This is a genomic window from Cypionkella sp. (assembly GCF_036782355.1).
Taxonomy (GTDB): domain Bacteria; phylum Pseudomonadota; class Alphaproteobacteria; order Rhodobacterales; family Rhodobacteraceae; genus Cypionkella.
This window is the reverse complement of record NZ_DAIPZF010000017.1, coordinates 13891-39770: the sequence shown is the minus strand read 5'-3', so window position 1 is coordinate 39770 and position 25880 is coordinate 13891. Positions and strand designations below refer to the sequence as shown.

The window sequence follows — 25880 nt, the reverse complement described above, 5'->3', positions numbered from 1 at the left end:
ACCTCGATGCTGCATGGCAAACATCTGATCGCCGGAACGTGGGTTTCGGGCAAAACCAGCTTTCTGTCCTCTCCGGCAAGCGGCGAGGCGCAGCGCTTTGCGGTTGGCACGCCGCAAGACGTTGCCGCGGCTTGCGAGGCCGCAGAAGCCGCCTTTCCAGCCTATTGCGCCACATCGCGCGAGGCGCGCGCGGTTTTCCTTGAGCAGATCGCTGAAGAGATCGATGCCCGCGGCGCCGAGATCACCGCGATTGGCGCCGCCGAAACCGGCCTGCCTGCCGCGCGTCTCGAGGGGGAGCGTGGCCGCACCACGGGCCAGTTGCGGCTGTTTGCCAGCCATATTCGCAAGGGGGATTATCTGGACCGCCGGGTCGATGCCGCCTTGCCCGAGCGCAAACCCCTGGTGCGCCCCGAAATCCGCATGATGCAGCGCCCAATCGGGCCGGTGGCGGTGTTTGGGGCCTCGAACTTCCCCTTGGCGTTTTCGGTGGCGGGGGGCGATACGGCCTCGGCGCTGGCGGCGGGCTGTCCGGTGGTGGTCAAGGGCCATTCCGCCCATCCCGGCACGGGCGAGATCGTGGCGCAAGCGATTGATGCGGCGATCAAGGCCTGTGGGATGCCGGCAGGGGTGTTCAGCCTAGTGCAGGGCGGCAATCGCGAGGTCGGCGAGGCGCTGGTGCAGCATCGCTTTATCCGCGCGGTTGGCTTTACCGGCTCTTTGGGCGGTGGTCGGGCGCTGTTTGATCTTTGCACTGCGCGCCCCGATCCGATCCCGTTTTTTGGCGAGTTGGGCTCGGTCAATCCGATGTTTTTGCTGCCCGAAGCCTTGGCCGCACGCGGGGCCGAGATTGCCGCAGGCTGGGCAGCCAGTCTGACCATGGGGGCAGGCCAGTTTTGCACCAATCCAGGCCTTGCGATCGTGATCGAGGGGCCCGAGGCCGATGGCTTTGTCGCAGCGGCCAAAGCCGCAGTGGCGCAGGTGGGGGCGCAGATGATGCTGACTGACGGCATTGCCGCCGCCTATCGGCAGGGGCGCGACCGCATCGCGGCCACCGTCGGCGTGCAAGAGGTGCTGACCTCGGTCTGCGATCAGCGCCATGCCACGCCCTATCTCTTTGCGGTCTCGGGCGCGGATTGGCTGGCCAATCATCAGCTGGGCGAAGAGGTCTTTGGCCCGCTGGGGCTGATCGTCAAGGTGGCTGACGCCGCGCAAATGCTGGCGATTGCGCAAAGCCTTGAAGGGCAGCTGACCTGCACCCTACATCTGGAGGCGGGCGATTATCCGGCGGCTGCGGTTTTGCTGCCGGTGCTAGAGCGCAAGGCCGGACGGCTGCTGGCAAACGGCTTTCCCACCGGCGTCGAGGTCTGTGACGCGATGGTGCATGGCGGGCCCTATCCAGCATCGACCAACTTTGGCGCAACCTCGGTTGGGTCGCTGTCTATCCGGCGCTGGCTGCGGCCGGTGTCTTATCAAAACCTGCCGCTGGGGCTTTTGCCCGAAGATCTGGCGGCGGTTTAGCCCTTTTGCGCCAGCCTTTGGGCAAAGCGGCGGGCTTCTGCGGGGGCTTGGCCCAGACTTGCCGCCTTGATTGCGGCCCAATCCAGACTGGGGGTCTCGGCGCAGGCAAGCGTTGCAAGGCTTTGGCGCTGCGCTGCTGCCTTGGCCAAAAGCGCCTTGACCTGCGCTTCGGCCTGCGGGCGTGGCATCTGGCGGGCCAGCGCAAAGGTCAGCGCCTCGGCCATCAGACTGCCCTGCGAAGTCTCCATCTGCGCCTGCATCGCCTCGGGTTCGGGGCGCAGCGCATTCAGGCAATCTTGTGCCAAACCCAGCATCCGCCCCAGACCAGCGCAGCATTGCGGCAGCGTCAGCCATTCGGTGAACCAAGCCGCACCATCGCGTTGCTGACGGTGCAGTCCCGCGCCTTGCAAGATTGCCGCCTGCCCAATCACCATCCGCGCCAAAGCAACCAGCGCCGAGGCCGCCACGGGGTTTTGCTTTTGTGGCATGGTCGAAGAGCTGCCGCCGCCGCCCAATGACACCTCGGCCAGACCTGACTGACTGAGCAAAATCAGATCCTCGCCAAGCTTGCCTAAACTGCCCGCCAACGATGCCGCAAAGCCCGCCAGCGCCGTAATCCCCGAGCGATCCGCATGCCAGCTGTGGTCTGGGTCGGCAAGGTCTAGGGTTGCGGCCAGACCCGCGCGCACCTCGGGGCCACGCGGCCCCATTGCCGCAAGCGTGCCGGCCGCACCCGAAAGCGAGACTTGCAGCACCAAGGGCCGCAGCTCGGCCAGCCTTGTGCGCGCCGCGATCAGTGGCCAGCCCCAGCCCGCCGCCACCGCGCCAAAGCTGGTGGGCGTGGCGATCTGGCCATAGGTGCGCGCGGCCATCGGCAGCTCGGCATGGGCTTCGGCCAGCTGGGCCAAACGCGCCAGCACCGCCTGTATCCGGCTCTCCCAAAGCGCCAGCAACGGGCGCAGGCGCAGCGCGAGGCCGGTGTCCATGATGTCCTGACTGGTCGCTCCCCAATGCAGATAGTGCATCTGCGCGGGGGCCTGAGCGGTGGCGCGCAGCGCGGCCAGCAGGGCCGGCACCGGCACACCATTGCGCGCGGTCTCGGAGGCCAAAGCGGCCGGGTCAAGTGGTAGGGTTGCGGTTGCCTGCGCGATAAATCCGGCGGCCTCGGCGGGGATCAGACCCAGATTGGCTTGTACCTGCGCCAAAGCGGCTTCGACCTTCAGCATCGCGGCCATTTCGGCGCTGTCGCTGAACAGCGCCTCGATCTCGGGGTCGCCAAACAATTGGCCATAGATCTGCGACTGGGCAAGGCTGAGGGGCACGCTGGATCCTATCGCAATTGCGGCATGGGCAGGCCAAGCAGCGTGCGGGATTGCTGCCATGTGGCCACGGGACGAGACGCGCGGTCGCAAAGATCGACCACCCGCTGTACCAAGGCAGCATTTGAAGGCGCAAGCCGGTCGCGGTCAAGCCTTACGTTATCCTCGAGCCCCGTGCGGGCATGGCCGCCCGCTGCAATCGCCCATTCATTCAGCACAATCTGCGCCGGACCAATGCCCGCCGCACACCAAGGCGCATCGGGTCCAAACAGGCGTTTGACAGTGGCGATATAGATATCGAACACCGCGCGATCGGCGGGCATCGCGTTCTTGACCCCCATGACAAATTGCACATAGGGCAGGGCGCGGATCTGACCTGCCTGCCACATCTGATGCGCTTTCAGAATATGGCTTAGGTCAAAGGCCTCGATCTCGGGTTTGACGTCATAGCGCAGCATCTCGGCCGCCAGCCAATCGACCAAATCTGGCGGATTTTCATAGACCCGCGTCGGGAAATTGTTGGAGCCCACCGACAGGCTGGCCATATCGGGGCGCAACGGCAGCATGCCGCCGCGCGCCTGCCCGGCGCCCGAGCGCCCCCCCGTCGAGAGCTGTACAATCATGCCCGGGCAATGCTGCTCGAGCCCCGCTTTCAAGCGGGCAAAGCGATCAGGGTCCGAGCTGGGCAGCCCCTGATCGTCGCGCACATGGCAATGCGCGATGCTGGCGCCGGCCTCAAAGGCGGCATGGGTGCTTTCGATTTGCTCGGAAATCGTGATCGGAACCGCAGGGTTATTTGCCTTGGTCGGCAAAGATCCGGTGATGGCGACGCAGATGATGCAGGGGGTCATATGTCGATAAACACTGTCTCGGCAGCGCCCTGCAAATGGATGTCAAAGCGGTAGCTGTCTGGTCCTGTGGCCACAGCAATCAGTGTGGCAGCGCGCGCGCGCTGTTCGATGCTGGCCAAGACCGGATCGGTGGCATGGGCGTCTTGATCTTCGGGGAAATACATCCGCGTGTTCAGCCCGATGTTGATCCCGCGTGAGACCAGCCACAGGTTCAAATGCGGTGCCTGCATGCGGCCGGCGCGCCCTGCAACCGCCCCCGGTCTTAGGGTTTCAAAGCAAAATTGGCCGCTGTCAAAATCCGAGATCACCCGCCCCCAGCCGCGAAATCCGGCGGTACATTGTGCAAAACGCGGATCCTCGGGATGTGGATAGATGCCCTGCGGATCGGCCTGCCAAACTTCGATCAAAATATCCTTCACCGGTGCGCCCAAACCGTCATAGACGCAGCCCTCGATCGTCACGCGCGGCCCTGCGACCCCAGCGGGGGCAAGGGCTTGGCCCAGCTCGGTTTCAAAGGTGTGAAAGCCCGCAGCCCCCGGCGCAAGGCCGATGTGAACATAAGGGCCCGCCGTCTGCGAAGCGGTTTCGCGCAAATAGGGCAGATCTTGCACCATCTCAGTTCCCCTCCAGCCGATTTTCAAACAAGGTCGAGCGCCGCCCGCGCAGCACGATGTCAAACTTATAGGCCAGACAATCCATCGGTACCGCGCTGTTTAGATCCAGTGCTGCAATCAGCTGCTGGATCGCGTCAGGGTCGGGAATGGTCTGCACGATGGGGCATTTCGGGATCAAGGGATCGCCTTCAAAATACAGCTGGGTGATCAGACGCTGGCTGAACGAGGTGCCAAAGACCGAAACATGGATATGGGCGGGGCGCCAAGAATTGACGTAATTCAGCCAAGGGTAGGGGCCGGGTTTGATGGTGCGAAACACATAGCGCCCCTCGGCATCGGTCAGGGTGCGTCCGCAGCCGCCAAAGTTGGGGTCCAGGGCCCCTAGATAGGCGTCTTTCTTGTGTCGATAGCGCCCCGAAGCATTGGCCTGCCAAATCTCGACCAATGTATTGGGCACTGGGCGATTGTTTTCATCCAAAACCCGCCCCGACAGCAGGATTCGTTCGCCCACAGGCAGGCCGCCGTGAGCAAAGTTCAGGGTCAGATCATTGTCCAAAGCGTCAATGTCGCCATGGCCAAAGGTCGGTCCAGTGATCTCTGAAACCGTCTGTTGCAGGGTGAGCAAAGCATGGCGCGGAGAGCGTGGCAGGCTGGTCTTATAGCCAGGATGCAGCGCAGGCGGCTGCAAGCTGCGGTCGCGCATATAGAATTCGGCGGGTTTCATGGGGCATCCCTTTCTGCGTCTGCCATTTCAGCAAACACCTGTTTGGCGATGGAAATGGCGTGATTGGCGCGCGGCACGCCGGCATAGATGGCGACATGCAACAGCGCCTCCATCACATCGGCCTCGCTGGCACCCGTGTTGCGGGTGGCGCGCAGATGCAGCGCCAGCTCGTGATCATTGCCAAGCCCTGCCAGCAGCGCGATGGTCAGCATCGAGCGTTCACGCAGGCTTATCGTCTCGCGCGCCCAGACATGGCCCCAGGCGGCATCGGTGATCAGCGCCTGAAACGGCGCGTCAAAAGCCGACTTTGCCGCTTCGGCACGGTCGACATGGGCTTGGCCCAGCACGGTTTTTCGAATGGCCATGCCTTTGGCCGCAGGTTCAGTCATGGCAATGCCTTTGCAAAAAGGGCGAAACAACAGCGGCCCAAGCCTGCGGGGTCTCGACGCAGGGCAGGTGGCCAGCATCGGGCAAAAGCTGATACTCTGCCCCCGATATCAATGCGGCGGTGGCCTGCACCAGATCGGGCGGGCTTGCGCCATCCTGCGCGCCTGCGATCACAAGGCAGGGCAAAGCTAACTTGGCCGTGGCCGCGGTTTGATCAGCACCTGCCAGCGCGCGGGCTGCGGCAATATAGCCCTCGGGGGGGGTGCGCAGCAGCATGTTGCGCCAAAGTGCCAGCTCGGGCTTGGCCAGAAAGGCTGGCGCAAACCAGCGCTGCATCACGCCCTCGGCCAAGGCCTCAAGCCCTTGGCTTTGCACCGCCTCGATCCGCGCCTGCCAGCTTTCAGCGGTTCCAAGCCGTGCGGCCGTGTTCGATAACACCAGTCCGCGCAGCAAATCTGGCCGCTTGCTGGCAAGCCTTTGCCCGATCAGCCCGCCAATCGACAGGCCTACAAAAACCACCGGCCCGCAGTTCAGCGCTTCGATCAGCGCAATCGCATCCTCGGCGTGATCGTCAATCTGATTGCCCCCGCCCAGATCGGACAGCCCATGCCCGCGCTTGTCATAGCGCGCAAAACGCAGCCCCTGCGGCAGCAAGGGCAAGACCTGATCCCAAAGCCGCAGGTCCGTGCCAAGCGAATTGGCAAAGACCACCGTCGGCGTGGTGTTGGGTCCGTCAATCTGGACATGAAGTTGGCCAAACGGCCGCGTCAGGCTTTGCATGAAATTCTCTCCTGTCCATAAGATATGCGATAGGTTTTCAGCTGTAAAATGCATAAACCGCGCGAGATTATACCGATAAGATTATGAATTCAGCAGGTTTGGCGCCTAACTTTGCCTAGCCGCCCTTCAAAAGACCCAATTTGGTGAGCCGGTAATCCAGCTTTGCCCGACTAAGCCCAAGCGCGCGGGCGGCGGCCGAGATATTGCCATTGGCCGTGGCGAGGGCGGCGCGATAAGTGTCGCTTTCCAGCTCGTCAAAGCTGCGGGGGGGCAAGGAGGCCGAGCGCCCGTCTTGCGCGCGACGCCGCACGATCCGCCCCGAGGCATGCAGCCCATCGACAAATTCCGGCATCTGTTCCATCCCGGTGAACATATGCGAGATCTCGAGATCGCCCCCCGGTTCGGCATAGATCACGCCGCGCTCGATCATATTGGACAATTCGCGGACATTGCCGGGGAAGTCATAGCGCATCAGCAGATCACGGGCCGCAACCGTGACATGGCGCAGGGGTTTACGGTGGGTGGTGCTGTGCAGATGCAAAAAGTGGTCAATCAGCATCGGCAGATCGTCGCGCCGGTCCCGCAGCGCGGGGATCACGATCGGCAAAAGCGAGAGGCGGAAGTAAAGATCGGCGCGAAAGGCGCCCTTGGCCACTCCGGCATCCGGTGTGGTGCTGGTGGCCGACATTACCCGAATGGCGTTGGGGCCTTTTGTTGCGTTGCCCAGATAGGTGGCTAGCTGCGATTGCAATGCGCGCGGCAGGCTGAACAGATCGTTCAGAAACAGCGTGCCGCCCTGCGCGCGCTCGATCGCGCCGTCGCTGCCAAACAGTGCCAAATCCGAGCCGCCAGTGGCATAGGCATCGCAGTTCACTGTGACAAAGGCGGCTTTTGGGGTGCGGCCGATCTCGTGCAGGCGGCGGGCAAAGAACTCTTTGCCGGTGCCCGGCTCGCCCAGAAAAATCACCGGCTCGTCATAGCCTGCAACCCTCTCTAGCAGCCGTCTGGCCCGCTCGATGCCAAGGGTCTTGCCGATGATTGCCAGCGGCACTTCTGGCTTGCGCGGGCGCGGCTCGGTGCTGGCGGGGGACCAAGGCTTGCTGCGTGGGCGTGGCGCGGCGCTGGTGAATTCGTGCAGCTCTGGCACATCGCTGCCCCAAGCGGCGGCGTTGCGCCCGATTACCACGCAGCGCTCGGCCCCCATGCCCATGCATTCCACCTCCCGAAAGATCACCGGCTGACCCAAAAGCGCCGTGGTGAAGCCCGCAGGCACGCCGACTTGCATCCAGCAGGTCGGGCAATCCGAGACGCCAAAGGCGCGCAGATGCTCGACCGCTTCGGTGCTGTCGTGCCAGTGAAATTCGCCGTGATAATGCCCACGCTTGATGTCAAATTCAAAGCGCTTGGTGGTGACTTTAACAAAACCCTGCATCGTGTGCAGCCGTGGCCCTGCGGCCAATGCAGCGGTAAGGTCGTCTTGCTGAAAGCGTTTGGTGACCAGATCGGCATAAAGTTTACCCTGTTGCCAGCCGGTGCGATAGAACATGCTACGCGCGGTATCGATGCCGACGGTCTTGATCAGATCGCTGCGCAACCGGCCCAAAACCTGCGTCTGCATCATCACCATGCGCGCTTCACTAAGCCAGATGCGGCCATCGCCAAGCGCGAATTGCAGCGCACCAGCCAGATCAGCCAGCGTTGGGGCGGCCCCCTCTTCCAATAGGGCGCTGTCCCCCCGCGCCGTGATTCGTGGCGCTCTGCGCGAGGCCTCGGTCAATGAGATGCGTTCGACCATTTTTCACCATTTCATGAAGCATCAACCCTGTTTCATCTGTTTCATGAAATTGGTGTTTTGGCAAGTACTTCAGTGTAAATATCTGTTATATATTAGTTTTTTGCTTAATATGAGTAATTTATAATTATTTATTGCCAAGCATATTTTTTGAACATTTACATAGTTCAAAGCGCTCGAGGAGGAGTGTTTCCGATCGCAAAGCTTGCGTTGCAACAGATGCGGATCGGATCAAGTTTGGTGATATTGGGAGGTTTGCATGGACGGAGCGGCACCGGTTTTTCTTGCACAAGAGGCTTGGGCAGGGATGATTTTCTCGAGTGGTTGGGGCAAGGCCGCAGGCGGGGCCTATGAGGTCACAGCCCCAGCTGACGGTAGCCTTGTGGGCTTGGTTGGCAATGGCAATGCGGCAGATGTTGCGCTTGCCGCAGCCGTCGCCGCCGCCGCCCAGCCCGCTTGGGAGGCAACCGCCCCCGAGCGCCGCGCCGCGATCTTAAGCCTTGCGGCAGATGCTTTGGAGCAGCATCGCGAAGAGCTGATCCCCTGGATCATCCGCGAGTCTGGTTCGATCTATCCCAAGGCCGCAATCGAAATCGAACATTCAGCGGGGTTTTTGCGCGCAGCAGCCGAGGCCGCGATGGAGCCAACCCGCCGCCTTGTCGCCTCACTTGACGGGCGCGATGAAGAGGTGATCCGCGTTGCGCATGGGGTTGTTGGCGTGATCTCGCCGTTTAACTTTCCGCTGATCCTGTCTATCCGCGCAATTGCAGCGGCCTTGGCCACCGGCAATGCGGTGGTCCACAAGCCCGACCCGCGCACCCCGATCAGTGGCGGCATCATCATCGCCCGCATCTTCGAAGCAGCGGGTCTGCCCGAGGGCATTTTGCACATCATCCCGGGTGGGGCCGAGGCGGGCACGGCGCTGTGCGAAGATCGCAATATCGCTATGGTGTCCTTTACAGGATCGCCCAATGTCGGGGCCAAAGTGGGTGAGATTTGCGGCCGTAACCTGAAAAAGGTGCAGCTGGAGCTTGGTGGCAAGAATGCGCTTATCATCCAAGACGATGCCGATTTCGCGCTGGCTGCGGCCAATGCGGCTTGGGGCACTTGGCTGCATCAGGGCCAGATTTGCATGGCGACGGGGCTGATCCTTGCGCCAGCTGCAACCGCTGAGGCCTTTGCAGCCGAGCTTGCCGTTAAGGCCGCGCGTCTGCCGGTGGGCAACCCTGCCACCGAGCAATGCGCGCTGGGGCCGCTGATTTCTGACGGTCAAGTGGCGCTGGTCAAAGCAATTGTTGATGAGGCCGTGGCCAAGGGTGCCAAGCTTTTGGCAGGCGGCACGCCGGTGGGACGGATGTTTCCGGCAACGGTGCTTTCGGGGGTCAAACCCAGCATGCGCGCCTTTGAGGAAGAGATCTTTGGCCCTGTTGCGGTGGTGGTGGCCTATGACAGCGACGATCACGCGGTCGAACTGGCCAATATGACCGAATTTGGTCTGGCCGCTGGCATCATCGCCAAAGACATCGAACGGGCGCGCAAACTTGGCATGCGTTTGAAGGTTGGTCATCTGCATATCAACGATCAAACGGTTATGGCCAGCCCCAACGCGCCCTTTGGCGGGCGTGGTAAATCGGGCAATGGCAGCCGGATCTCGGGGCCTGCGATTTGGGAAGAGTTCAGCCAATGGGTCTGGATTACCTCGCGCCCCGATGCCGTGATGTACCCGTTCTAATCTGATCCCCCTCACTTGTAAGCGATGCTGCCGCCCCTTTGGGGGTGTTGGCGACTTGCAAACTAAAACTGGAATAAAAACATGGACTTGTACGGAAAAACACTTGCAATCACTGGGGCATCTTCGGGCATCAGCGCCGAGATTGCACGGCTTGCGCGGTTCAAAGGGGCGCAGGTGATCGGCTTGGATCGCAATGATCCGATGATCACGCTGGATGGCTTTATCAAGATCGATATGGGCGATACCGCGGCAATTGATGCCGCCGTGCAGGCGCTGCCGGCTGGCATTGACGCTCTGGTAAATGCAGCGGGCGTTTCTGGGATGCTTGACCGCGAGATTGTGGCGCGCGTCAACTATCTGGGTTTGCGGCATCTGACCGAAGCGGCGGTTCCCAAGATCGTCAAGGGCGGGGCTGTGGTGAACATTACCTCGATTTTGGGCGTGGAATGGCCCAAGCGTGTCGATCAGCACAAAGCGCTGGCTGCGACCAAAAGCTTTGCCGAGGGCGCGGCTTGGCTTGCGAAAAACCCTGTGCCGCAAGCAACATGCTATCAATACTTCAAAGAGGCTTTGGTAGTTTGGACCAAAAAGCGCGGCTATGATCTTTTCATGCAAAATGACATCCGCATGAATGCGGTCGCCCCGGGGCCGGTGTCCACGCCGATTTTGGGCGAGTTTGTGCAGATGCTGGGCGAAGATCGTGTTGCCGCTGACGCTGCAAATATTAAGCGCCCTGCAATTGCCGATGAAATTGCGCCGCCCGTGCTGTTTTTGTGTTCGGACGCGGCGCGCTGGATCACCGGGATCAATCTGCCTGTCGATGGTGGCATCGACGCACTTTACGTTTAACCCAAAATCCTTTGCAAAAACTGCCACCAATTTGGTGGCAGGCCAAAGTCAAAAGCTCTGAGGAAGGCCCTCTGATGATGCCTATATTTGTCATTGCTGCCAGTTTAGCCTTGTCGCTGGCTTTAGGCACCGCAGAGGCCCGCGAGCCAAGCACACCCGCTGCGATGCCTGGTGGCGCCACAATCGGCGTGCCCGTCGGCGCAAACCTACCGCGCGGTCTGTGTTTTGCCAGCCGCTCCAAGCTTTTTTATGGCGACATCTATGACGGTGCGGGCACCAATCTGCCGGTGCCGCTGGATGTGTTTTGGATGCTTCAGGCCAACAGCTTTGAAGCGGGCAGTGAAATCTTGGTCAACACGACGGCGCTGAAGGCCGTCGCCAATAACCAAAGCATTGGTGTGGTTGGCTATTATCGCCAACAACTGACCAAGGACAAGCTGGCAGGCGCGGTCTTTGGCACGGGCAATAGATCGCAAGCTTTTGCGCTGGGGATTGGCTATTCGAAACGCTTCAGGCCATCCGAGGTGAACATCAACGCAATGCACGATGTTTCGGCCATGAATGAAGCTGGCGGCGCCAAGGCACAGAGCAACTTTTTTACACCGATCAAAGTTTAAGCACCCTGACTGCCGCCATGCCTCTGCGCAGTGGCAGTCCTGTCAAACAACGGGAGGACAATATGAATAATAGTTCCAAGGCCATACCCGCAGCGAACCTCACGCGGCGTCAGTTCAATCGCCTGATCGGCGGGTCCGCCCTTGCGGCACCGTTGATCGGTAGCCGGGCTTTTGGTCAAGACGCAGCCACCTTCAAGATCGGCTACATCGGCCCGCAATCGGGGCCTTTGGGCATCTTTGGTGCGGCCGACAGCTATCTGATCGACACCATCCGCGCCAATCTGGCAGGCGGCATTGATGTCAACGGCAGCAAGATGATGGTCGAGATCATCACCGCCGACACCCAATCCGACCCGGTGCGCGCCAGCCAGATCACCCGCGACATGATCAACTCGGCAGCCCCCGACTTGATCTTGACCCATTCAGCCCCCGAGACCGTCAACCCTGTCTCGGACGCCTGCGAAGCTGGCGCCACGCCCTGCCTGTCAACTGTCGCCCCTTGGGAGGCATTTTACTTTGGCCGTGGCGGCAAACCAGAGGCGCAGTCGTTCAAATGGACCTTTCATTACTCCTTTGGCTCGCAGAATTTCTTGAACCTTTACAACGGACAATGGAGCCTTCTTGAGACAAATAAGAAGGTTGGCGCGCTGGTGCCTTCGGATGCTGACGGCAATGCAATCCGCGCGGGCCTGTTGCCCGCACTTGCTGCCGCCGGCTGGGATGTGGTCGATCCGGGCCCTTACGAGAATATGACGCAGGACTTCAGCACCCATATCAATGCCTTTAAAGCGGCAGGGGTCGAGATTGTGGTCTGCTTCCCCTTCCCACCAGATTTTCCGGTGTTCTGGCGTCAAGCTGCACAGCAGGGGCTGGCCCAGCAGTTGAAGATCATGCAGATGGCCAAAGCGGGGCTTTTTGCCGCCGAAATGGAAGGTCTGGGCGATCTGGGGCAAAGCCTTTGCACCGGGGTTTATTGGCACCCTGCCTTCCCCTTTGCCTCGGCCGCCGCAGGATTGAGCAGCGCCGATCTGGCCGCAGGTTACGAGGCCGCAACCGGCGCGCAATGGGCGCAGGCGCTGGGGGCTTCGGCCTCGTTGTTTGATGCGGCCTTGGCATTGGCCGTGCAGGCTGGCAGCCCCAAGGACAAAGAGGCGATGGCGGCTGCATTGCCAAAGCTGAAGGCAGATACGGCCGTTGGCACGGTCGATTTTGGCAACGGCCCGATGCACAATTGCGCCGTCAGCGGTCTAGCAGGCGGTCAGTGGAACAAGGCCAGCGATGGGCCGTTCCAGTTCCAGCTGGATCTGGTCTCGAATGCCGATTTCCCCGGTCTGCCGCTGACTTCGGCGTTAAAGCCTCTGGCCTTTGGCTAAGGCATGCCGGTGGCGGGCGCGCAGCCCGCCGCCAGTTTTTCGCGGGGCAAAAGGGAACAAAGGGCATGATGATGCAAGCCATGACGGCAGAGCCTATGCTGCGCGCAAGCGGGGTGAATAAATCTTACGGCGCGCTGAAAGTGTTGTTTGATGTGGATTTTCACGCCATGCCTGGCGAGGCGGTTGGCATTGTGGGGCCCAATGGCGCGGGCAAGACCACGCTTTTTGGTGCGCTTGCGGGGTCGTTTCCGGTCAGCTCGGGCAGCATTCATCTGGCGGGGGAAAACCTGTCGGGCACCTCTGCTGCCGAGCGCTGCCGCCTAGGGCTTGCACGCACGCATCAGGTGCCGCGGCCGTTTTTGGGCATGTCGGTGTTTGAAAATGTGCATGTGGCCGCGCGGTCGGGTGCGGGGATGGATCAGGCCACCGCCACGGATGAGGCGGCAGAGATCTTGCGCCGCACGGACCTTTTGGCTTTGGCCAACCGCTCGGCGGCCTCTTTGGGCCTGCTTGATCGCAAACGGCTGGAGGTGGCGCGTGCTTTGGCCACGCGGCCGTCGGTGATTTTGCTGGATGAAATCGGCGGCGGGCTGACCGAGGCCGAATTGGGCGCGCTGATTGATCTGATCCGCAGCCTTCAGGCCGATGGCATGACTGTGGTCTGGATCGAGCATATTTTGCACGCGCTGTTGCGGGTGGTGACGCGGCTGGTCTGCATGGCCGAGGGCCGGATTTTGGCGCAGGGCGATCCCCGCGATGTGATGGCCCATCCGCAAGTGCAGCGCGCCTATTTGGGGAGCAGCCCAGAATGACCGATGCCCTAACGCTTACAAATCTTAGCGGCCGCCATGGCCAGTTGCAGGCGGTCAAAGGCGTGTCGCTGCGCCTTGCCGCCAAAGAGGTGCTGGCGGTGATCGGCGCCAATGGGGCCGGAAAAACCACCCTGATGCGGATGATCTCGGGGCTGCACCCGGCAGCTGAGGGCGAGATTTTGCTGCATGGTGCGCCTGTCACCAGCTTGCCCGCCCATGCGCGGCTTAAGGCCGGCATTGCGCTTTCGCCCGAGGGGCGGCGGCTGTTTGGCGATATGACGGTGGCGGAAAACTTGCAGATTGCAGCCGAAAATGGCCGCAAGGGCGATTGGAGCATGGCCACGGTTTGTGACGCGCTGCCGCAGCTGACCGCTTTGTTGCATCGGCCTGCTGGCGGGCTTTCGGGCGGGCAGCGTCAAGCAGTGGCAATTGCGCGCGCGCTGATCTCGAACCCCAGTGTGATGCTGCTTGATGAGGTGTCTTTGGGCCTCTCGCCTGCGGCGGTCGAGGGGCTTTATCAGTCTTTGGAAACCCTGCGCGGCCATGTCACGCTGATCTTGGTCGAACAGGATCTGACCCGCGCCATGGCGTTTTGCAGCCGTCTGATCTGCATGGCCGAGGGCAAACTGGAACTGGATGGCCCCCCTGCGACTCTGACCCGTCAACAGATCACCGATGCCTATTTCGGCATCCATAAGGCCAAGGAGCCAAGCCATGCTTGACAGTCTGATCCAAGGCATCCTGCTTGGGGGCTATTACGCGGTTTTGGCTGCTGGGCTGTCGCTGATGTTTGGCGTGGTGCGCTTTATCAATCTGGCGCATGGCGACATGGCGATGCTGGGCGCACTTTCGGCACTGTGGCTGGTGCAAAGCCTGGGGCTTGGCGTGCCTTTGGCGATTGTGATCACGCTTTTGGGCATGGCGGCGCTGGGCTGGCTGATGCAGCGTTTTATCTTCGAGCGCGCCTTGGCGGGCGGGTTTTTGGTGCCGATCCTGACCACCATTGGCCTTGGGGCGGCGCTGCAAAACGGCATGTTCGCGGTGTTTGGGTCAAATACCAAATCCTTGGGCGCGCATATCGGCTCGCTGTCTTGGGCAAGCTGGCAACTGCCCGGCGGGATCTATGTCGGCCAACTGCCGGTCTATATGTTTGTCACCGCCGTGCTGGTTTTGGGGGCGCTGCATCTGACCCTGACGCGCACCGCCTTTGGCCGCGCGCTGCGCGCCACCTCAAGCGATGCCGAGGCTGCCAGCCTGTGCGGGGTTGATCCGCGCCGCGTGCAGCGCGGGGCAGCGGCGATTGCTGTGGCGCTTGCGGGGCTGGCTGGGATCTTTCTGGCCATGCGGGCGCAAGTGACACCCTTTTCGGGCCCGATAATGCTGATCTTTGCCTTCGAGGCGGTGGTGATCGGCGGCATCGGCTCGCTGCGTGGCACGCTGATTGGCGGCATCATTCTGGGTGTGGTGCAATCGCTGGGGGCGCTGCTGTCGCCGCAGATCTCGATCCTTGCGGGGCATCTGGTGTTTCTGGCCGTGCTGGGCTGGCGTCTGAGCCAGCTTGCCGCTGCCGAGCGCGGAGGCTGGCGGCTGGCGCTGCGAGCGCTGACCCATAAACCTGATGTGACAGGGAGAAAAGCATGACCCCCGCCCAAGTTTTGCCGATGAATACCAAGGACCGCAGACTGGTCGGGCTGGCCTGCCTTGCGGTGCTTGGCCTTGCTACCCTGCCTTGGCTGGGCTCGGCGCTGATCGTGGACAAGCTGATCTATCTCTTCATTCTGGTGATGTTTGCGGTGATGTGGAACTTGCTTGCAGGCTATGCAGGCTTGGTTTCGGTGGGCCAGCAGGCTTTCATCGGGCTGGGAGGCTATGCGCTGATCCGGCTGGTGGATGCGGGCTTGCCACCCTTTCTGATGATCTTTGTGGCAGCGATCTTGACAGGAGCGGTGGCATGGCTGCTGTCGTGGTTCGTGTTGCGGATGAAGGCGGGCGAGTTCGCGATTGCCACCTGGGTGATTGCCGAAACCATCCGGTCCCTTGTGATGTTTGACCCGATCGTGCAGGGCGAAACAGGCACATCGCTTTTGGCGCTGAACGCTTATGACCCTGATCTACGCCGTCTGGTGCTGTATCTTTTGGCCCTTGCCAGCATGGTGGTGATGGTCTGGGGCACTTGGGTGCTGTTGCAGCGCCGCATCGGGGCGGAAAGTCAGGCCATCCGCGATGACGAAGACGCCGCCGCCTCGGTCGGGATATCAACCTTTCGGGTCAAGCAGCGGATTTATGTCATCGCCGCCATTGGCTGTGCGCTGGCGGGGGCGCTGTGGCTGGCCTCGGCGATCACATTTCAGCCGCGCACCTCTTTTGGGGTGCAGTGGTCGGTGTTCATGTTGTTTATGGTGTTGGTCGGCGGCATTGGCACCTTTATTGGGCCGATCCTTGGCGCGCTGGTGTTCTTTGGCCTGCAAGAGCTGTTTGGCGATTTTGGGGCCTGGTATCTGGCGGGCGTGGGGGGGCTTGCGATCTTTTTTGCCCTGTATCTGCCCAATGGCATCGTTGGGCTTTGGCTGGATCGTGGCAAGGACGAACCCTTGTCGCTGCGCAAACGTCTAAGGATGTGACGCATGCAAGACCTTTGGCTTACGATTGACGGCTGTGCGATACGCTACCGCGATACGGGCGGTGCGGGCGTTGCCGTGCTGTTCAGCCATGGGATCGCAGCCTCGCTGGAAATGTGGGATCTGCAAATGACGAAAGGCTTGTCGCATCTGCGTCTGATTGCATGGGATTTTCCCAATCATGGTCTGTCGGATATGACGGGCAAGACCGAGGATTTCGACAGCTATGCGCTTTGGGCGCAAAAGTTTGCGCAAGCACTCAACCTGGATCGGTTTATCGCTGTAGGCAATTCTATGGGGGCTGCGGTGTCGTTACGCCTGGCCACCCAGCTGCGCCTGCGGGGGGTGGTTTTGGCAAATGCTGCCGCGCTTGGGCCAGAGGTTACACCGGTGTTTCGCCTGTTCAGCCTGCCCTTTGTTGGCGAGGCGCTGAACAAGCCCAGCGAAAAGACTGTTGCCTTGCAGATCAAGGCGATTGTCAAAGATCCAAACGTTGTAACGCCCGGACAGCGCGCCGCAATTGCCCGCAATGTGGCCAAACAAGGCGGCACCGCGGCGTTCTTGGCGACCCTACGTGCGACCCTTACTTTGCGCGGGCAAAACAAGGAGGTTTGGCAGAAAAGCCATGGCATCCTGTCTGCACTGGACTGCCCCGCCTTGGTGATCCACGGCAAAGACGATGCTGTTTTACCACATAAACACAGCGCCATTGCCGCCGGACTTGCAGCGCAGTCTCAGCTGCTGATCGTGCATGCCTGCGGACACACACCGCAAGTCGAAAAGCCCGAGCTGTTCAATCAGGCCTTGGCCGATTTCGCAAGATCCTTGGGTTAAGACGTCATCGGTGAGATGCGACTGGCTTGGAAACTATCGGCCAAGCGTGTCAGATCAACCCGCGCGATCACGCCGCCCTGTGCAAAGGGGTCGCCTTGGGCAAAGGCGCGGGCGGCGGCCTCATCTGCGGCCTCCAGAATACCAAAATTGCCCATGCCTTGGCCCGCATCATCCCAAAGCGCAGAGCCGGTCAGCACCTTTGCCAAACCGGCGCCACCCGAGGCCACCCAAGCGCGGTGCTGCGGGCGCAAGGCATCGCGCAAAGCCGCAATCTGGGGGCCTTGGTGATGCGGGCAGATCATGAGAAAATACATTACAGATTCTCCAACAAAACCATGCCGGCGCCGGTCATCGAGGCCGGAGCAAAATAGTGGCGAAACAAGGTCTTGACTTGGATATCCATCGCGCCGCGCATCACCAGCCACATGATCAGCTCTGCCCCCTCCGAGCCAAAAACCTCGACATAGTCTTCGCGCGTCATATCGCGGTAGCGTGCGGGGTTTGGACCAATATCGGCGATCCATTTGCGGTCTTCGGCGGGGTTGATATAGCCCGCTCGCGCGCCCTGCAATTGATGTGAGAGGCCGCCCGTGCCCAGCACAACCACTTTTTCATCCGTGGGCCAGCTTTCAATCGCTGCGCGCAGCACGCGGCCCAACTCCCACATCCGTTGCGGGGTGGGGATCGGATATTGGATGGTATTGACCAAGATCGGCACCACCTTGACTGGCCAAGCCGCTGGCCTGCCAAAGATCAATTCCATTGGCACCTGCATGCCATGATCCACCTGCAATTCGCGGCAAATCAGCGGATCAAAATGCCGCGCCACCATCTGATCGGCCAAATGCCAAGCAAAATCCGCAGCCCCCTGAAAAGACGGCACTGCGCGCGGCCCCCAGCCTTCATCGATGGGATCATAGCTTTCGGCCACGCCCAAAGCCAAGGTCGGCACGCGGTCCAAAAAGAACGCATTGCCGTGATCGTTAAAGATCACCACGGCGATGTCAGGCGCTGCGGCCGCTGCCCAGTCTTGCGCCGGGATATAGCCGTCAAAAAACGGCTTCCATTCGTCGGTGTTGCGCAGACCCTTATCCAGCGCCGCCGCAATCGAGGGCACATGGCTGGTCCCGATGCCGCCAATCAACCTAGCCATTTGTGACCTTTCCCAGTCTTGTGTCGAGAAATGCATCCAAACTCATCCCCGCTTGCGCCGCGCCAATGGCGCGGATCGGGGTTGGGTCCACGGCAGAAATCTTCAGGATATAAAAAAGGTTCCCCCCCAGCCGCACCATCTCGGCCCAATCGCGGCGCGCGACTGCTGCGCGCTGTTCCTCGCTCAGCTCAAAGCGGTTCAGATAGGCGGCTTCATCGGCCAAAAAGGCCGCGCGCCCCTCAGGGCTTGACAGGCTCATCGCCATTTTGTTCAGCGCATAGCCCAAGTTGGCACGGGGGCGGTCAAACAGCGGCGTGTCGGGAATACGGTCTTGGCCAGCATCGCGGTCTGCCACGCCCTGCGCCCAATCGGCTAGCAGTCTTGCCACACTGTCAGGCTGCTCTACCGGCGCAAAATGGCCGGCATCCTCGATGATTTCCAGCCGAGCCTGCGGGCAAATTCTGGCAATGTCCTGATGTTGGGCAATCGGGCTCCAGATATCCTGGCGACCAACGACCAGCAGCATCGGCCCCTGATAGTCCAGCGTCGCCGCCGCATCTGGCCGCGCCAGCAAAGCGCGCAACTGGCGCTCGTGGATTTCGGGCGTCATGCGGCAGACCATCGCCGTCAGATTGGCGATCACCTGCGGATCAGGCACGGCTTCGGCATTCATCATGCCCGGCACCCACTGGGCGGCCAGCGCCGCCATGCCGTCGCGGTTGCACAGATCAATCATCGCTTGGCGCTTGGCCTCTTCGCCCTCCCGTTTGGGATGTGTGCCGGTGTTCAGCAGCGCCATCCCCGCGATCCGCCCGGGCGCCATCCGCGCCATCTCAAGCGCCACGCGCCCGCCCAGCGAATGGCCCGCTAAAATCAGCCTGCCTGAGTGGCGCGTCAAAAGATCCCGTGCCATTTCGGGGATGCTGGCTTGTTGCGTGATGCAGGCCACCACGGCAGGCCGCAGCGTTTGCAATGACCTCCAGACAAAGTCATCCGACACAAGTCCCGGAATCAAAAGCAAAGTTGTCATGCCCCACCCCACCGTAAAAAAGGGCCGCCCCGAAAGCAGGGACGGCCCGCTGCCTTAGCTTCTGCTGCGCCAGCTGTCGGCGTAATTCGTCCGCGCCTCGGCTGCATAGGGGGTGGCTGCGACCCGAACCCGAATTTCCGTCTGACGGTGCGGCTCGGTCGAAGTTTTGCCGGTGGTTTCCGGCTCGCCCCACTTCAGTGTCAGGATGTCATTTTCCTGCACCTCTTGCGAGACAACGCCCAAAGACAGCATGCAGCGCTCATTATAGGAATAGCCGTTAAACATGCTCATCCCGACCATTTTATCGCCCAACATCACCATATCGGCGCTAGAGGAGGCGTAATTAGGCTGCGGAAAGTCGATCCATTTGAACGGCACGCCAGATTCAAAATTAGAGGCGATCACCTTCATCACATCCTCGCGGTTCCATTCGAAAGTGACTTTTTTGCGGTTTGATGCGCTACCTTTCATTGCGGCTAAGGCGGATTTGCCGATGAAATCCTCTTTTTTCCAGCCAATGTAGAAATCATAGCCCAGCTCAAACGGATTAACGTAATAATCCTCGATATTGTCGCTGACAAAGCTGCCACCAATCGCGCCGGCGGACTCGTAGCTGTCAGCACCCAGCCAATCGCGATAGTCTTTCAGCATGCCGTCACCGGTATAGATGCCTGGCAAGGGCGAAGGAATCCAGCCTGATTCCAGAGTGTTGGTCGAATAGGCGCGGCTGCCACATTGCACCAGATTGACGCCCGCATCGCGCGCGGCTTGCAAGATGGTGGACTGGATGTAATCCTTATCCTTATAGGGGCCCCAAATTTCTAGCCCAGGTGCGCCGGACATGCCGTGGCGCAGGGCCTGCACCTTTTTGCTGCCGATATTGATCCAATCGACATGGAAAAACTTAATATCCGGCACGGGGCCGCCATTCATCTTTTCAAAGATTTTAGGCGCATCCGGTCCTTGGATTTGAAAACGGTAATGCTCGCGCAAAACCCTTTCGCCTTCGGGGCGGCTGGGGCTGCGTGGATCGTATTTAAGCCGCACGTTCCATTTGCCATAAGCGGCGCAGAACATCAGCCAATTCGAGGTGGGCGCGCGGCCAACAAGGATATATTTATCCTCACGCTCGCGGAAAATAATATGGTCGCCGATGACATGGCCATTTGGCGTCACGGGCACGAAATGTTTGGCGCGGTTTAGATCAAAATTGGCAAAAGAATTCACGCCGTGATGCGACAAAAACGCTGTGGCATCGGGGCCTTCGACGATCAGCTCGTCCATGTGATGTGATTGGTCAAACAGCACAGCGGTTTGGCGCCAAGCGACCTGTTCGTTGCGCCAGTTCTGAAATTCGGGGGCCACCACGGGATAGACATACATCCCGGCTTTTGAATTGCGCAGCATCGTGACGGGATCGCCCGCGGCTGCGATTGCGGTTGTCAGGCTTTGTGACATCAAACTTGCTCCCTGCTTGTGTGTATACACTAGGCCGCAGTTCGGATTGAAAATCAAGAGTTGCGCAGCGGTTTGACTGCGGAATTCCCCCAAAATGTATACATAGATCTTCTAGGAGCTAAGGATGGCCAAGCTTTGCACGCCTTCGCGCAGCGCAGCCTCATGTGAGAGCAGGAATTCGACGTTGCGTCTTGCGGCGCGGGCGTGTTCGCGGGCCAGTGATTCGGCGCGAAACCCCTCGCGGGCTTCGATTGCCTCGATGAGGGCGCGGTGCTGACCCTGCGCTGCCGAAAGGGTTTTGACCAGCTCGGCCTGCCGTGATTGGTCGTCAAGAAAGGCCGAGGGCGAGGCAAAGGGCAGGGCGGTGATGCGGTCAATTTCCCGGATCAAAACCGCACTTTGCGACAGCTGCGCCAAGAGGTGGTGGAACTGGGTGTTAAAATTTGAATATGCCTCCATATCAAAGGATTGCACTAAGAACAATGCGTCGATCTGATGCAGAATGCTGCGGGCTTGGGCTAGGTGATCGGCTGAAACGCCGCGCTCTGCGGCCAAACGGGCGGCGGTGCCCTCGAGTACGCCGCGCAGCTCGATGGTGTCGACCACATCGCGCACCGCAAAGCCGCGCACCACAAATCCGCCAGCCGGCGCGCGGTCAAGCAGCCCTTCGGCGCCCAGCCGTTGCAGCGCATCGCGCACCGGCGTGCGCGAAATACCCAGATCTTCGGCCAGCGCCACTTCGAACAGGCGGGTTCCGCCCGGGTAAGCGCCGCCCAAAATGCGTTTGCGCAGTGTGATCAAGGCCCGCTGCGCATGGGTAGAGGTTCGTTCCAAGCCTGCCATCTTTGTCCTCATGTATACAAGTCAAGGCTAGCAGGGTGCGCGCGCCCTGTATACATGCAGAGATTACATCTTCAGGATACGGCGCGCATTTTCTTTCAAGATCAGTGGGCGCACATCGTCTTTGATCGGCAGGTCAGCGAAATCGGCCAGCCAGCGGTCTGGCGTGATTGCCGGCCAATCCGAGCCAAACAGCATCTTTTTCTTAAGGATGGTATTGGCGTAATGCACAAAGATTTGCGGGAAATATTTTGGCGACCAGCCCGACATATCAATATAAACATTGGGTTTGTGCTGGGCCACGGCAAGCCCCTCTTCGGTCCAAGGGAAGGAGGGGTGCGCCAGCACGATGGTCATATCGGGGAAATCTACCGCGACATCGTCAATGTGTATGGGGTTCGAGTATTTCAGCCGCATCCCCATGCCGCCCCGCATCCCCGAGCCAACACCGGTTTGGCCGGTGTGAAACAATGCAATCGCGCCTTCTTCGGCAATCGCCTCATAAAGCGGATATGCCATGCGGTCATTGGGGAAAAACCCCTGCATGGTGGGGTGAAACTTGAAGCCCTTCACGCCAAAGTCGCGCACCAATCGCCGCGCCTCACGCGCGCCAAGCTTGCCCTTGGCGGGGTCGATGCTGGCAAAGGGGATCAGAATATCGCTGTTTTCCGCTGCAAGCCGCGCGATTTCTTCGTTGTTGTGGCGGTGAAAGCCGGTTTCGCGTTCGGCATCGACGCCAAAGATCACCGCCGCGATCTTACGCGCGCGGTAATAGGCGGCGGTTTGCGGCACGGTGGGCAACATGCCATCTGCGCCGGCGGGGTTTTTGAAATAGGCCGCCATACCGGCCTGAAAGTCATTATAGCCGTCGTCGCGGTGGCAATTGCACGGCTCTTCGGCATGGGTGTGAAAGTCGATGGCGATGATGTCGTCAAGGTTCATGGCGCGGCCTTATTCCGTGGGCGCTGCAAGTTTGGCGGTGCGCTTTTCCAAAAACGCGCGCAGCCGCTCGGTGGCCTCGGGGGTCACTGACGTCAGGGCCGACATCAGGCTTTCGACGAAAAGACCATCTTCAGAGGACATATCGCGGATGCGGGGCAGGGCGTTAATGATGGCGTAATTCGACATCGGTGCGTTTTGCGCGGTGGCTTTGGCCAGGGTGATGGCGCGCTCCAGCGCTTGGCCTGCTGGCACAACATAGCTGACGCCGCCCCATTGCTCCATCTGCACGGGCGAGACGGTACGACCGGTCAACATCATATCGCCCATGCGCTGGGTGCCGATCAGCCGCGCGATCCGTACCGAACCGCCGCCGCCGACGAAAATGCCGCGCGTGCCTTCGGGCAGGCCAAAGAAGGCGGTTTCATCTGCCACGCGCACATGCGCTGCGGCGGCAAGTTCAAAGCCGCCACCAACGACCGCGCCTTGCAGGGCCACCACAAAGGGGATGCCGCCGCGCTCGATGCCGTCAAAGATCCGATGCCAGCGCCGCGAGCCCTGCACCGCTGCGATCAGCGGCTTTTCGGAATGCTCTGCCAAGTCAAGACCAGCGCAGAAATGCGTCCCCTCGCCATGAATAACAGCTGCCTTCGCTTCGAGTTGAGCGCGCTCAATCGCAAGGTTCAGCGCCTCGACGACGCGATCTGAGACCGCATTTCGCTTGGCCGGACGGTTCAACCCGATCAGCGCGATTTCGTCGCGCAGCTCGTAGGTTACCAACTGATCCATGCTTCCGTCCATGCTGCACCTCTGATTTCGGCCTCCAAAGAGGCGTTCCGCTTGTTCTCATTATTAGTTATATAATATAAATATTATGCTGTAAACATCTGTTGCAAAGATCTTTCGGGTTCATTACTGTTATGATTGATAACTAAATGCTGCCGCAGGGTGGGGCGCTGTGTTTCTTGGGGGATGTTATGCAAAGTGAGTTGGTGCAAGCAAAAGCTTTCGAGGGGGGACAGCTGGTAAGCGAGACCCGTGCGGATGGGTCGGTGCTGATCTGGCAGCGCGAGGCTTTGCCCGATTGGCCGCGTTGCATGACCGCGCGGTTTTTGCATTGGGCTGATATTGATCCCGAGCGGATCTGGATGGCCGAGCGGGATGCCCAGGGCGAATGGCAGCGTGTCAGCTATGGGCAGGGCGCGCGCGCGATCCGCGCTATTGGCGCGGCATTGCTTGCGCAGGGGCTTTCGGTCGAGCGGCCCTTGCTGATCTTGTCGGGCAACAGTCTTGCACATGCTTTGATGGCGCTTGGCGCGCAGCATGTCGGTATTCCCTCGGCAGCGCTATCGCCAGCCTATGCGCTTTCGGGTGAGGATCGCGGCAAGCTGTCGACAGTGGTCGCCCAGCTGACCCCCGGGATGGTCTTTGCCGATCATGCAGCCAAATTCCTGCCCGCAATCGAGGCAGTTCTGGGCTTGGATGTGGCGCTGGTCAGCCTGACGGGGACCAGCGAAAAGCGCGTGTCGCTGTCGTACCAAGATCTGCTGCAAACCCCGCCCTCGGCCGAGATGGAGGCCGCCCATGCAGCCGTTGGCCCTGATACAGTTGCCAAATTCCTGTTCACTTCGGGCACGACTGGCAGCCCCAAGGCCGTGATCCAGACCCAGCGGATGCTGTGTTCCAATCAGGCAATGGTGGCCAAAGCCTATCCGTTTCTGGCCGACGAGCCGCCGGTTTTGGTGGATTGGGCGCCTTGGAACCACACTGCCAGCGGCAATAAGGTCTTCAATATGGCGATTTATCACGGCGGCACCTATTACATCGACGATGGCCGCCCCACCGCTGATGGGATCGCCCGCACCATCCGCACCCTGCGCGAGGTTGCGCCGACTTGGTATTTCAACGTGCCGGTCGGCTATCAATTTCTGCTGGATGCGATGGAGCAGGATGCGACTTTGGTCAGCACCTTTTTTTCGCGGCTTAAGATGATGATGTATGCGGGCGCAGGTATGAGCCAACCGATCTGGGATCGCCTAACCGCAGTGGCTGCGCGCCAAATTGGCGGGGGCGTGCCGATTGTCTCGGGTCTGGGGGCGACCGAGACTGGCCCTTTTGCGCTTTATTATAGCGAGAAAAAAGACCGCCCCGGCAATATTGGCGCGCCGGCCTTGGGGGTGACATTAAAGCTGGTGCCAAAAGAAGGCAAGCTTGAGGCGCGGGTCAAAAGCCCCTCGATCACGCCGGGCTATTGGCGCAACCCCGAGCTTACCGCGGCGGCTTTTGACGAGGATGGCTTTTACATCTTTGGCGATGCGCTGCGCTATGCGGTTGAGGGTGAGCCTGCGGCGGGCTTTATCTTTGATGGCCGTTTGGCCGAGAATTTCAAGCTTTCCACCGGCACTTGGGTGGCGGTGGGCGCGTTGCGGGCGGGCTTGGTTGATGCGATGGCGGGCTTGATTTCGGATGCGGTGATTGCGGGCGAGAATAAAGACGATCTGCGCGCGCTTTTGCTGCCCAACCACGCCGCTTTGGCCCAGATTGCGGGCGGGGAAGAGCCTGTGTTCAGCCATCCCGCTGTGATTGCTGCGCTGCGCGACCGTCTGAGCGCACATGCGCGTGCCGCGACGGGCAGTGCGGCGCGGGTGGTGGCGGCCTTAGTGGTGCAACAGCCGCTGAGTTTTGACAGGGGCGAGGTCACCGACAAAGGCTCGGTCAATCAGCGCGCGGTGTTGCGCGAAAGGGCGGATCTGGTGGCGTCGCTGTGGTCAGAAGATCCCGCCTTGCTGCTGGCCGACTGGAAGCGGAGGCCGTGATGCAGATCGCTCAGACACATATTGCCGTCACCGGTGGCGGCTCGGGCTTGGGCGAGGCGGTCGTGCGCGCGCTGGCAGGGCGTGGCGTGCAGGTGACGGTGATTGACCGCAACGCCGAGGCCGCGCATCGGGTGGCGGCATCGGTTGGCGGCCATGGCTTGGCGCTTGATGTCACCGACGAGGCGGCGGGCGCGGCGCTTGATGGTGCGATTGCGGCGAAGGGGCCTCTGCGCGGGCTGGTCAATTGCGCAGGCATTGGCGGCGCCAGCCGGATTGTGGGCCGCGAGGGGCCGATGCCGCTTGCCGATTTTGCCCGCACCATTCAGGTCAATTTGATTGGCACCTTTAATATGATGCGCCTTGCGGCGGCGCGGATGCAAACCAATGCGCCCGACGCCGATGGTGCGCGCGGTGCGATCGTCAACACGGCTTCGGTTGCGGCCTTTGATGGCCAAATCGGGCAGGCGGCTTATGCGGCCTCGAAAGGGGGGATCGTCTCTTTGGCGCTGCCAGCGGCGCGCGAGCTGGCGCGCTTTGGCATTCGCGTCAATACAGTGGCCCCTGGCATCTTTCTGACGCCCTTGCTGGCAGAGCTGCCCGCCGAGGTGCAAGCCGGTATTGCGGCCTCGATCCCCTTTCCAAACCGGCTGGGCGCTGCCAGCGAATTTGCCGATGTGGTGCTTTTGTGCCTGACCAACAGTTATCTGAACGCCGAAGTGATCCGGCTGGATGGTGGCGTGCGGCTGCCGCCAAGATAGTGGGCTTGCGGCGGTTTTTGCCGCAGCCGCAAGTCTGTTTCTATAAAATAGGTCTGTTTTACCTTT

The 25880-nt window shown here is 60.7% G+C and carries 26 protein-coding genes; 12 read left to right on the top strand and 14 right to left on the bottom strand.

Going from position 1 to position 25880, the window contains the following annotated elements; all coding sequences use genetic code 11:
* Nucleotides 1-6 precede the first annotated feature (6 nt).
* The gene (locus V7Q10_RS08440) at nucleotides 7-1518 is read left to right on the top strand and encodes an aldehyde dehydrogenase (NADP(+)) (protein WP_333868637.1); all 1512 of its coding nucleotides are present in this window, start codon (nucleotides 7-9) and stop codon (nucleotides 1516-1518) included.
* On the opposite strand, the gene V7Q10_RS08435 is transcribed toward V7Q10_RS08440, so the two are convergent.
* The 7 genes from V7Q10_RS08435 to V7Q10_RS08405 all read right to left on the bottom strand — a co-directional run bounded on the left by V7Q10_RS08435 (nucleotide 1515) and on the right by V7Q10_RS08405 (nucleotide 7988).
* Nucleotides 1515-2840, bottom strand: a complete 1326-nt coding sequence (locus V7Q10_RS08435; RefSeq protein ID WP_333868636.1) for a lyase family protein — start codon at nucleotides 2838-2840, stop codon at nucleotides 1515-1517. The two genes, V7Q10_RS08440 and V7Q10_RS08435, sit on opposite strands and share 4 nt — an antisense overlap.
* A gap of 8 nt (nucleotides 2841-2848) precedes the next feature.
* On the bottom strand, nucleotides 2849-3688 hold the full coding sequence (locus tag V7Q10_RS08430; protein ID WP_333868635.1) for a 3-keto-5-aminohexanoate cleavage protein: 840 nt from the start codon (nucleotides 3686-3688) through the stop codon (nucleotides 2849-2851).
* Nucleotides 3685-4302: a protocatechuate 3,4-dioxygenase subunit alpha gene (gene pcaG / locus V7Q10_RS08425; RefSeq protein WP_333868634.1), complete on the bottom strand. Its 618-nt coding sequence runs from the start codon at nucleotides 4300-4302 to the stop codon at nucleotides 3685-3687. The genes V7Q10_RS08430 and pcaG overlap by 4 nt, the downstream gene beginning before the upstream one ends.
* Before the next feature lies 1 nt (nucleotide 4303).
* Nucleotides 4304-5026 carry a protocatechuate 3,4-dioxygenase subunit beta gene (pcaH, locus tag V7Q10_RS08420; protein ID WP_333868633.1) on the bottom strand — a complete coding sequence of 241 codons (723 nt, stop codon included), beginning with the start codon at nucleotides 5024-5026 and terminating at the stop codon, nucleotides 4304-4306.
* Nucleotides 5023-5415: a 4-carboxymuconolactone decarboxylase gene (pcaC, locus tag V7Q10_RS08415; RefSeq protein ID WP_333868632.1), complete on the bottom strand. Its 393-nt coding sequence runs from the start codon at nucleotides 5413-5415 to the stop codon at nucleotides 5023-5025. The genes pcaH and pcaC overlap by 4 nt, the downstream gene beginning before the upstream one ends.
* The gene (gene pcaD / locus V7Q10_RS08410; RefSeq protein ID WP_333868631.1) at nucleotides 5408-6193 is read right to left on the bottom strand and encodes a 3-oxoadipate enol-lactonase; all 786 of its coding nucleotides are present in this window, start codon (nucleotides 6191-6193) and stop codon (nucleotides 5408-5410) included. The genes pcaC and pcaD overlap by 8 nt, the downstream gene beginning before the upstream one ends.
* A 115-nt stretch (nucleotides 6194-6308) precedes the next feature.
* The gene (locus V7Q10_RS08405; protein ID WP_333868630.1) at nucleotides 6309-7988 is read right to left on the bottom strand and encodes a sigma-54-dependent Fis family transcriptional regulator; all 1680 of its coding nucleotides are present in this window, start codon (nucleotides 7986-7988) and stop codon (nucleotides 6309-6311) included.
* A 256-nt stretch (nucleotides 7989-8244) separates the two neighbouring features.
* Here V7Q10_RS08405 and V7Q10_RS08400 point away from each other — a divergent pair, with 256 nt between their 5' ends.
* The 9 genes from V7Q10_RS08400 to V7Q10_RS08360 all read left to right on the top strand — a co-directional run bounded on the left by V7Q10_RS08400 (nucleotide 8245) and on the right by V7Q10_RS08360 (nucleotide 16820).
* Nucleotides 8245-9717: an aldehyde dehydrogenase family protein gene (locus V7Q10_RS08400; protein ID WP_333868629.1), complete on the top strand. Its 1473-nt coding sequence runs from the start codon at nucleotides 8245-8247 to the stop codon at nucleotides 9715-9717.
* Between the two features lie 81 nt (nucleotides 9718-9798).
* Nucleotides 9799-10566 (top strand): coniferyl-alcohol dehydrogenase, encoded by a 768-nt coding sequence (locus V7Q10_RS08395; protein ID WP_333868628.1) that lies wholly within the window; start codon nucleotides 9799-9801, stop codon nucleotides 10564-10566.
* Nucleotides 10567-10640: 74 nt separating this feature from the next.
* Nucleotides 10641-11183: a transporter gene (locus tag V7Q10_RS08390; protein ID WP_333868627.1), complete on the top strand. Its 543-nt coding sequence runs from the start codon at nucleotides 10641-10643 to the stop codon at nucleotides 11181-11183.
* 62 nt (nucleotides 11184-11245) lie between these two features.
* Entirely contained in the window at nucleotides 11246-12556 is a 1311-nt protein-coding gene (locus V7Q10_RS08385; protein WP_333868626.1) for an ABC transporter substrate-binding protein, read from the top strand.
* Between the two features lie 65 nt (nucleotides 12557-12621).
* The gene (locus tag V7Q10_RS08380) at nucleotides 12622-13368 is read left to right on the top strand and encodes an ABC transporter ATP-binding protein (RefSeq protein WP_333868625.1); all 747 of its coding nucleotides are present in this window, start codon (nucleotides 12622-12624) and stop codon (nucleotides 13366-13368) included.
* Complete coding sequence (locus V7Q10_RS08375) at nucleotides 13365-14090, top strand: branched-chain amino acid ABC transporter ATP-binding protein (RefSeq protein ID WP_333868624.1); 726 nt, start codon at nucleotides 13365-13367, stop codon at nucleotides 14088-14090. Before V7Q10_RS08380 ends, V7Q10_RS08375 begins: the two co-directional genes overlap by 4 nt.
* The gene (locus V7Q10_RS08370) at nucleotides 14083-15009 is read left to right on the top strand and encodes a branched-chain amino acid ABC transporter permease (RefSeq protein ID WP_333868623.1); all 927 of its coding nucleotides are present in this window, start codon (nucleotides 14083-14085) and stop codon (nucleotides 15007-15009) included. The genes V7Q10_RS08375 and V7Q10_RS08370 overlap by 8 nt, the downstream gene beginning before the upstream one ends.
* Nucleotides 15006-15989 carry a branched-chain amino acid ABC transporter permease gene (locus V7Q10_RS08365; protein WP_333868622.1) on the top strand — a complete coding sequence of 328 codons (984 nt, stop codon included), beginning with the start codon at nucleotides 15006-15008 and terminating at the stop codon, nucleotides 15987-15989. Before V7Q10_RS08370 ends, V7Q10_RS08365 begins: the two co-directional genes overlap by 4 nt.
* 3 nt (nucleotides 15990-15992) lie before the next feature.
* Complete coding sequence (locus V7Q10_RS08360; protein ID WP_333868621.1) at nucleotides 15993-16820, top strand: alpha/beta fold hydrolase; 828 nt, start codon at nucleotides 15993-15995, stop codon at nucleotides 16818-16820.
* Here the strand turns inward: V7Q10_RS08360 and V7Q10_RS08355 are convergent.
* The 7 genes from V7Q10_RS08355 to V7Q10_RS08325 form a co-directional block, all read right to left on the bottom strand.
* The gene (locus V7Q10_RS08355) at nucleotides 16817-17134 is read right to left on the bottom strand and encodes a YciI family protein (RefSeq protein WP_333868620.1); all 318 of its coding nucleotides are present in this window, start codon (nucleotides 17132-17134) and stop codon (nucleotides 16817-16819) included. The two genes, V7Q10_RS08360 and V7Q10_RS08355, sit on opposite strands and share 4 nt — an antisense overlap.
* Nucleotides 17134-17973 carry a class III extradiol dioxygenase family protein gene (locus tag V7Q10_RS08350; protein WP_333868619.1) on the bottom strand — a complete coding sequence of 280 codons (840 nt, stop codon included), beginning with the start codon at nucleotides 17971-17973 and terminating at the stop codon, nucleotides 17134-17136. Before V7Q10_RS08350 ends, V7Q10_RS08355 begins: the two co-directional genes overlap by 1 nt.
* On the bottom strand, nucleotides 17966-19003 hold the full coding sequence (locus V7Q10_RS08345; protein WP_333868618.1) for an alpha/beta fold hydrolase: 1038 nt from the start codon (nucleotides 19001-19003) through the stop codon (nucleotides 17966-17968). The genes V7Q10_RS08350 and V7Q10_RS08345 overlap by 8 nt, the downstream gene beginning before the upstream one ends.
* Nucleotides 19004-19057: 54 nt before the next feature.
* Entirely contained in the window at nucleotides 19058-20461 is a 1404-nt protein-coding gene (gene ligM, locus V7Q10_RS08340) for a vanillate/3-O-methylgallate O-demethylase (protein ID WP_333868617.1), read from the bottom strand.
* Nucleotides 20462-20572: 111 nt separating this feature from the next.
* Nucleotides 20573-21304, bottom strand: coding sequence for a GntR family transcriptional regulator (locus tag V7Q10_RS08335; protein ID WP_394972886.1), 732 nt, complete (start codon nucleotides 21302-21304; stop codon nucleotides 20573-20575).
* 63 nt (nucleotides 21305-21367) lie between these two features.
* Entirely contained in the window at nucleotides 21368-22243 is an 876-nt protein-coding gene (locus V7Q10_RS08330) for an amidohydrolase family protein (RefSeq protein ID WP_333868615.1), read from the bottom strand.
* 9 nt (nucleotides 22244-22252) lie between these two features.
* Nucleotides 22253-23029 carry a crotonase/enoyl-CoA hydratase family protein gene (locus tag V7Q10_RS08325; RefSeq protein ID WP_333868614.1) on the bottom strand — a complete coding sequence of 259 codons (777 nt, stop codon included), beginning with the start codon at nucleotides 23027-23029 and terminating at the stop codon, nucleotides 22253-22255.
* Nucleotides 23030-23217: 188 nt separating this feature from the next.
* On the opposite strand from V7Q10_RS08325, the gene V7Q10_RS08320 reads away from it, so the two are divergent.
* Both V7Q10_RS08320 and V7Q10_RS08315 read left to right on the top strand, forming a co-directional pair.
* Complete coding sequence (locus tag V7Q10_RS08320) at nucleotides 23218-25056, top strand: feruloyl-CoA synthase (protein ID WP_333868613.1); 1839 nt, start codon at nucleotides 23218-23220, stop codon at nucleotides 25054-25056.
* The gene (locus V7Q10_RS08315; RefSeq protein ID WP_333868612.1) at nucleotides 25056-25814 is read left to right on the top strand and encodes an SDR family NAD(P)-dependent oxidoreductase; all 759 of its coding nucleotides are present in this window, start codon (nucleotides 25056-25058) and stop codon (nucleotides 25812-25814) included. Before V7Q10_RS08320 ends, V7Q10_RS08315 begins: the two co-directional genes overlap by 1 nt.
* Nucleotides 25815-25880 lie beyond the last annotated feature (66 nt).

Excerpts from the sequence above, each read along its gene's own strand:
- V7Q10_RS08440 (WP_333868637.1), top strand. The coding sequence starts at position 7 with ATGCTGCATGGCAAACATCTGATCGCCGGAACGTGGGTTTCGGGCAAA.
- V7Q10_RS08365 (WP_333868622.1), top strand. The coding sequence starts at position 15,006 with ATGACCCCCGCCCAAGTTTTGCCGATGAATACCAAGGACCGCAGACTG.
- V7Q10_RS08395 (WP_333868628.1), top strand. The coding sequence starts at position 9,799 with ATGGACTTGTACGGAAAAACACTTGCAATCACTGGGGCATCTTCGGGC.
- V7Q10_RS08330 (WP_333868615.1), bottom strand. The coding sequence starts at position 22,243 with ATGAACCTTGACGACATCATCGCCATCGACTTTCACACCCATGCCGAA.
- ligM (WP_333868617.1), bottom strand. The coding sequence starts at position 20,461 with ATGTCACAAAGCCTGACAACCGCAATCGCAGCCGCGGGCGATCCCGTC.
- pcaG (WP_333868634.1), bottom strand. The coding sequence starts at position 4,302 with ATGGTGCAAGATCTGCCCTATTTGCGCGAAACCGCTTCGCAGACGGCG.
- V7Q10_RS08360 (WP_333868621.1), top strand. The coding sequence starts at position 15,993 with ATGCAAGACCTTTGGCTTACGATTGACGGCTGTGCGATACGCTACCGC.
- V7Q10_RS08315 (WP_333868612.1), top strand. The coding sequence starts at position 25,056 with ATGCAGATCGCTCAGACACATATTGCCGTCACCGGTGGCGGCTCGGGC.
- V7Q10_RS08335 (WP_394972886.1), bottom strand. The coding sequence starts at position 21,304 with ATGGCAGGCTTGGAACGAACCTCTACCCATGCGCAGCGGGCCTTGATC.
- V7Q10_RS08385 (WP_333868626.1), top strand. The coding sequence starts at position 11,246 with ATGAATAATAGTTCCAAGGCCATACCCGCAGCGAACCTCACGCGGCGT.
- V7Q10_RS08405 (WP_333868630.1), bottom strand. The coding sequence starts at position 7,988 with ATGGTCGAACGCATCTCATTGACCGAGGCCTCGCGCAGAGCGCCACGA.
- V7Q10_RS08325 (WP_333868614.1), bottom strand. The coding sequence starts at position 23,029 with ATGGATCAGTTGGTAACCTACGAGCTGCGCGACGAAATCGCGCTGATC.
- V7Q10_RS08400 (WP_333868629.1), top strand. The coding sequence starts at position 8,245 with ATGGACGGAGCGGCACCGGTTTTTCTTGCACAAGAGGCTTGGGCAGGG.
- V7Q10_RS08380 (WP_333868625.1), top strand. The coding sequence starts at position 12,622 with ATGATGATGCAAGCCATGACGGCAGAGCCTATGCTGCGCGCAAGCGGG.
- pcaD (WP_333868631.1), bottom strand. The coding sequence starts at position 6,193 with ATGCAAAGCCTGACGCGGCCGTTTGGCCAACTTCATGTCCAGATTGAC.
- V7Q10_RS08320 (WP_333868613.1), top strand. The coding sequence starts at position 23,218 with ATGCAAAGTGAGTTGGTGCAAGCAAAAGCTTTCGAGGGGGGACAGCTG.
- pcaH (WP_333868633.1), bottom strand. The coding sequence starts at position 5,026 with ATGAAACCCGCCGAATTCTATATGCGCGACCGCAGCTTGCAGCCGCCT.
- V7Q10_RS08430 (WP_333868635.1), bottom strand. The coding sequence starts at position 3,688 with ATGACCCCCTGCATCATCTGCGTCGCCATCACCGGATCTTTGCCGACC.
- V7Q10_RS08345 (WP_333868618.1), bottom strand. The coding sequence starts at position 19,003 with ATGACAACTTTGCTTTTGATTCCGGGACTTGTGTCGGATGACTTTGTC.
- V7Q10_RS08375 (WP_333868624.1), top strand. The coding sequence starts at position 13,365 with ATGACCGATGCCCTAACGCTTACAAATCTTAGCGGCCGCCATGGCCAG.
- V7Q10_RS08350 (WP_333868619.1), bottom strand. The coding sequence starts at position 17,973 with ATGGCTAGGTTGATTGGCGGCATCGGGACCAGCCATGTGCCCTCGATT.
- V7Q10_RS08355 (WP_333868620.1), bottom strand. The coding sequence starts at position 17,134 with ATGTATTTTCTCATGATCTGCCCGCATCACCAAGGCCCCCAGATTGCG.
- V7Q10_RS08370 (WP_333868623.1), top strand. The coding sequence starts at position 14,083 with ATGCTTGACAGTCTGATCCAAGGCATCCTGCTTGGGGGCTATTACGCG.
- pcaC (WP_333868632.1), bottom strand. The coding sequence starts at position 5,415 with ATGACTGAACCTGCGGCCAAAGGCATGGCCATTCGAAAAACCGTGCTG.
- V7Q10_RS08390 (WP_333868627.1), top strand. The coding sequence starts at position 10,641 with ATGATGCCTATATTTGTCATTGCTGCCAGTTTAGCCTTGTCGCTGGCT.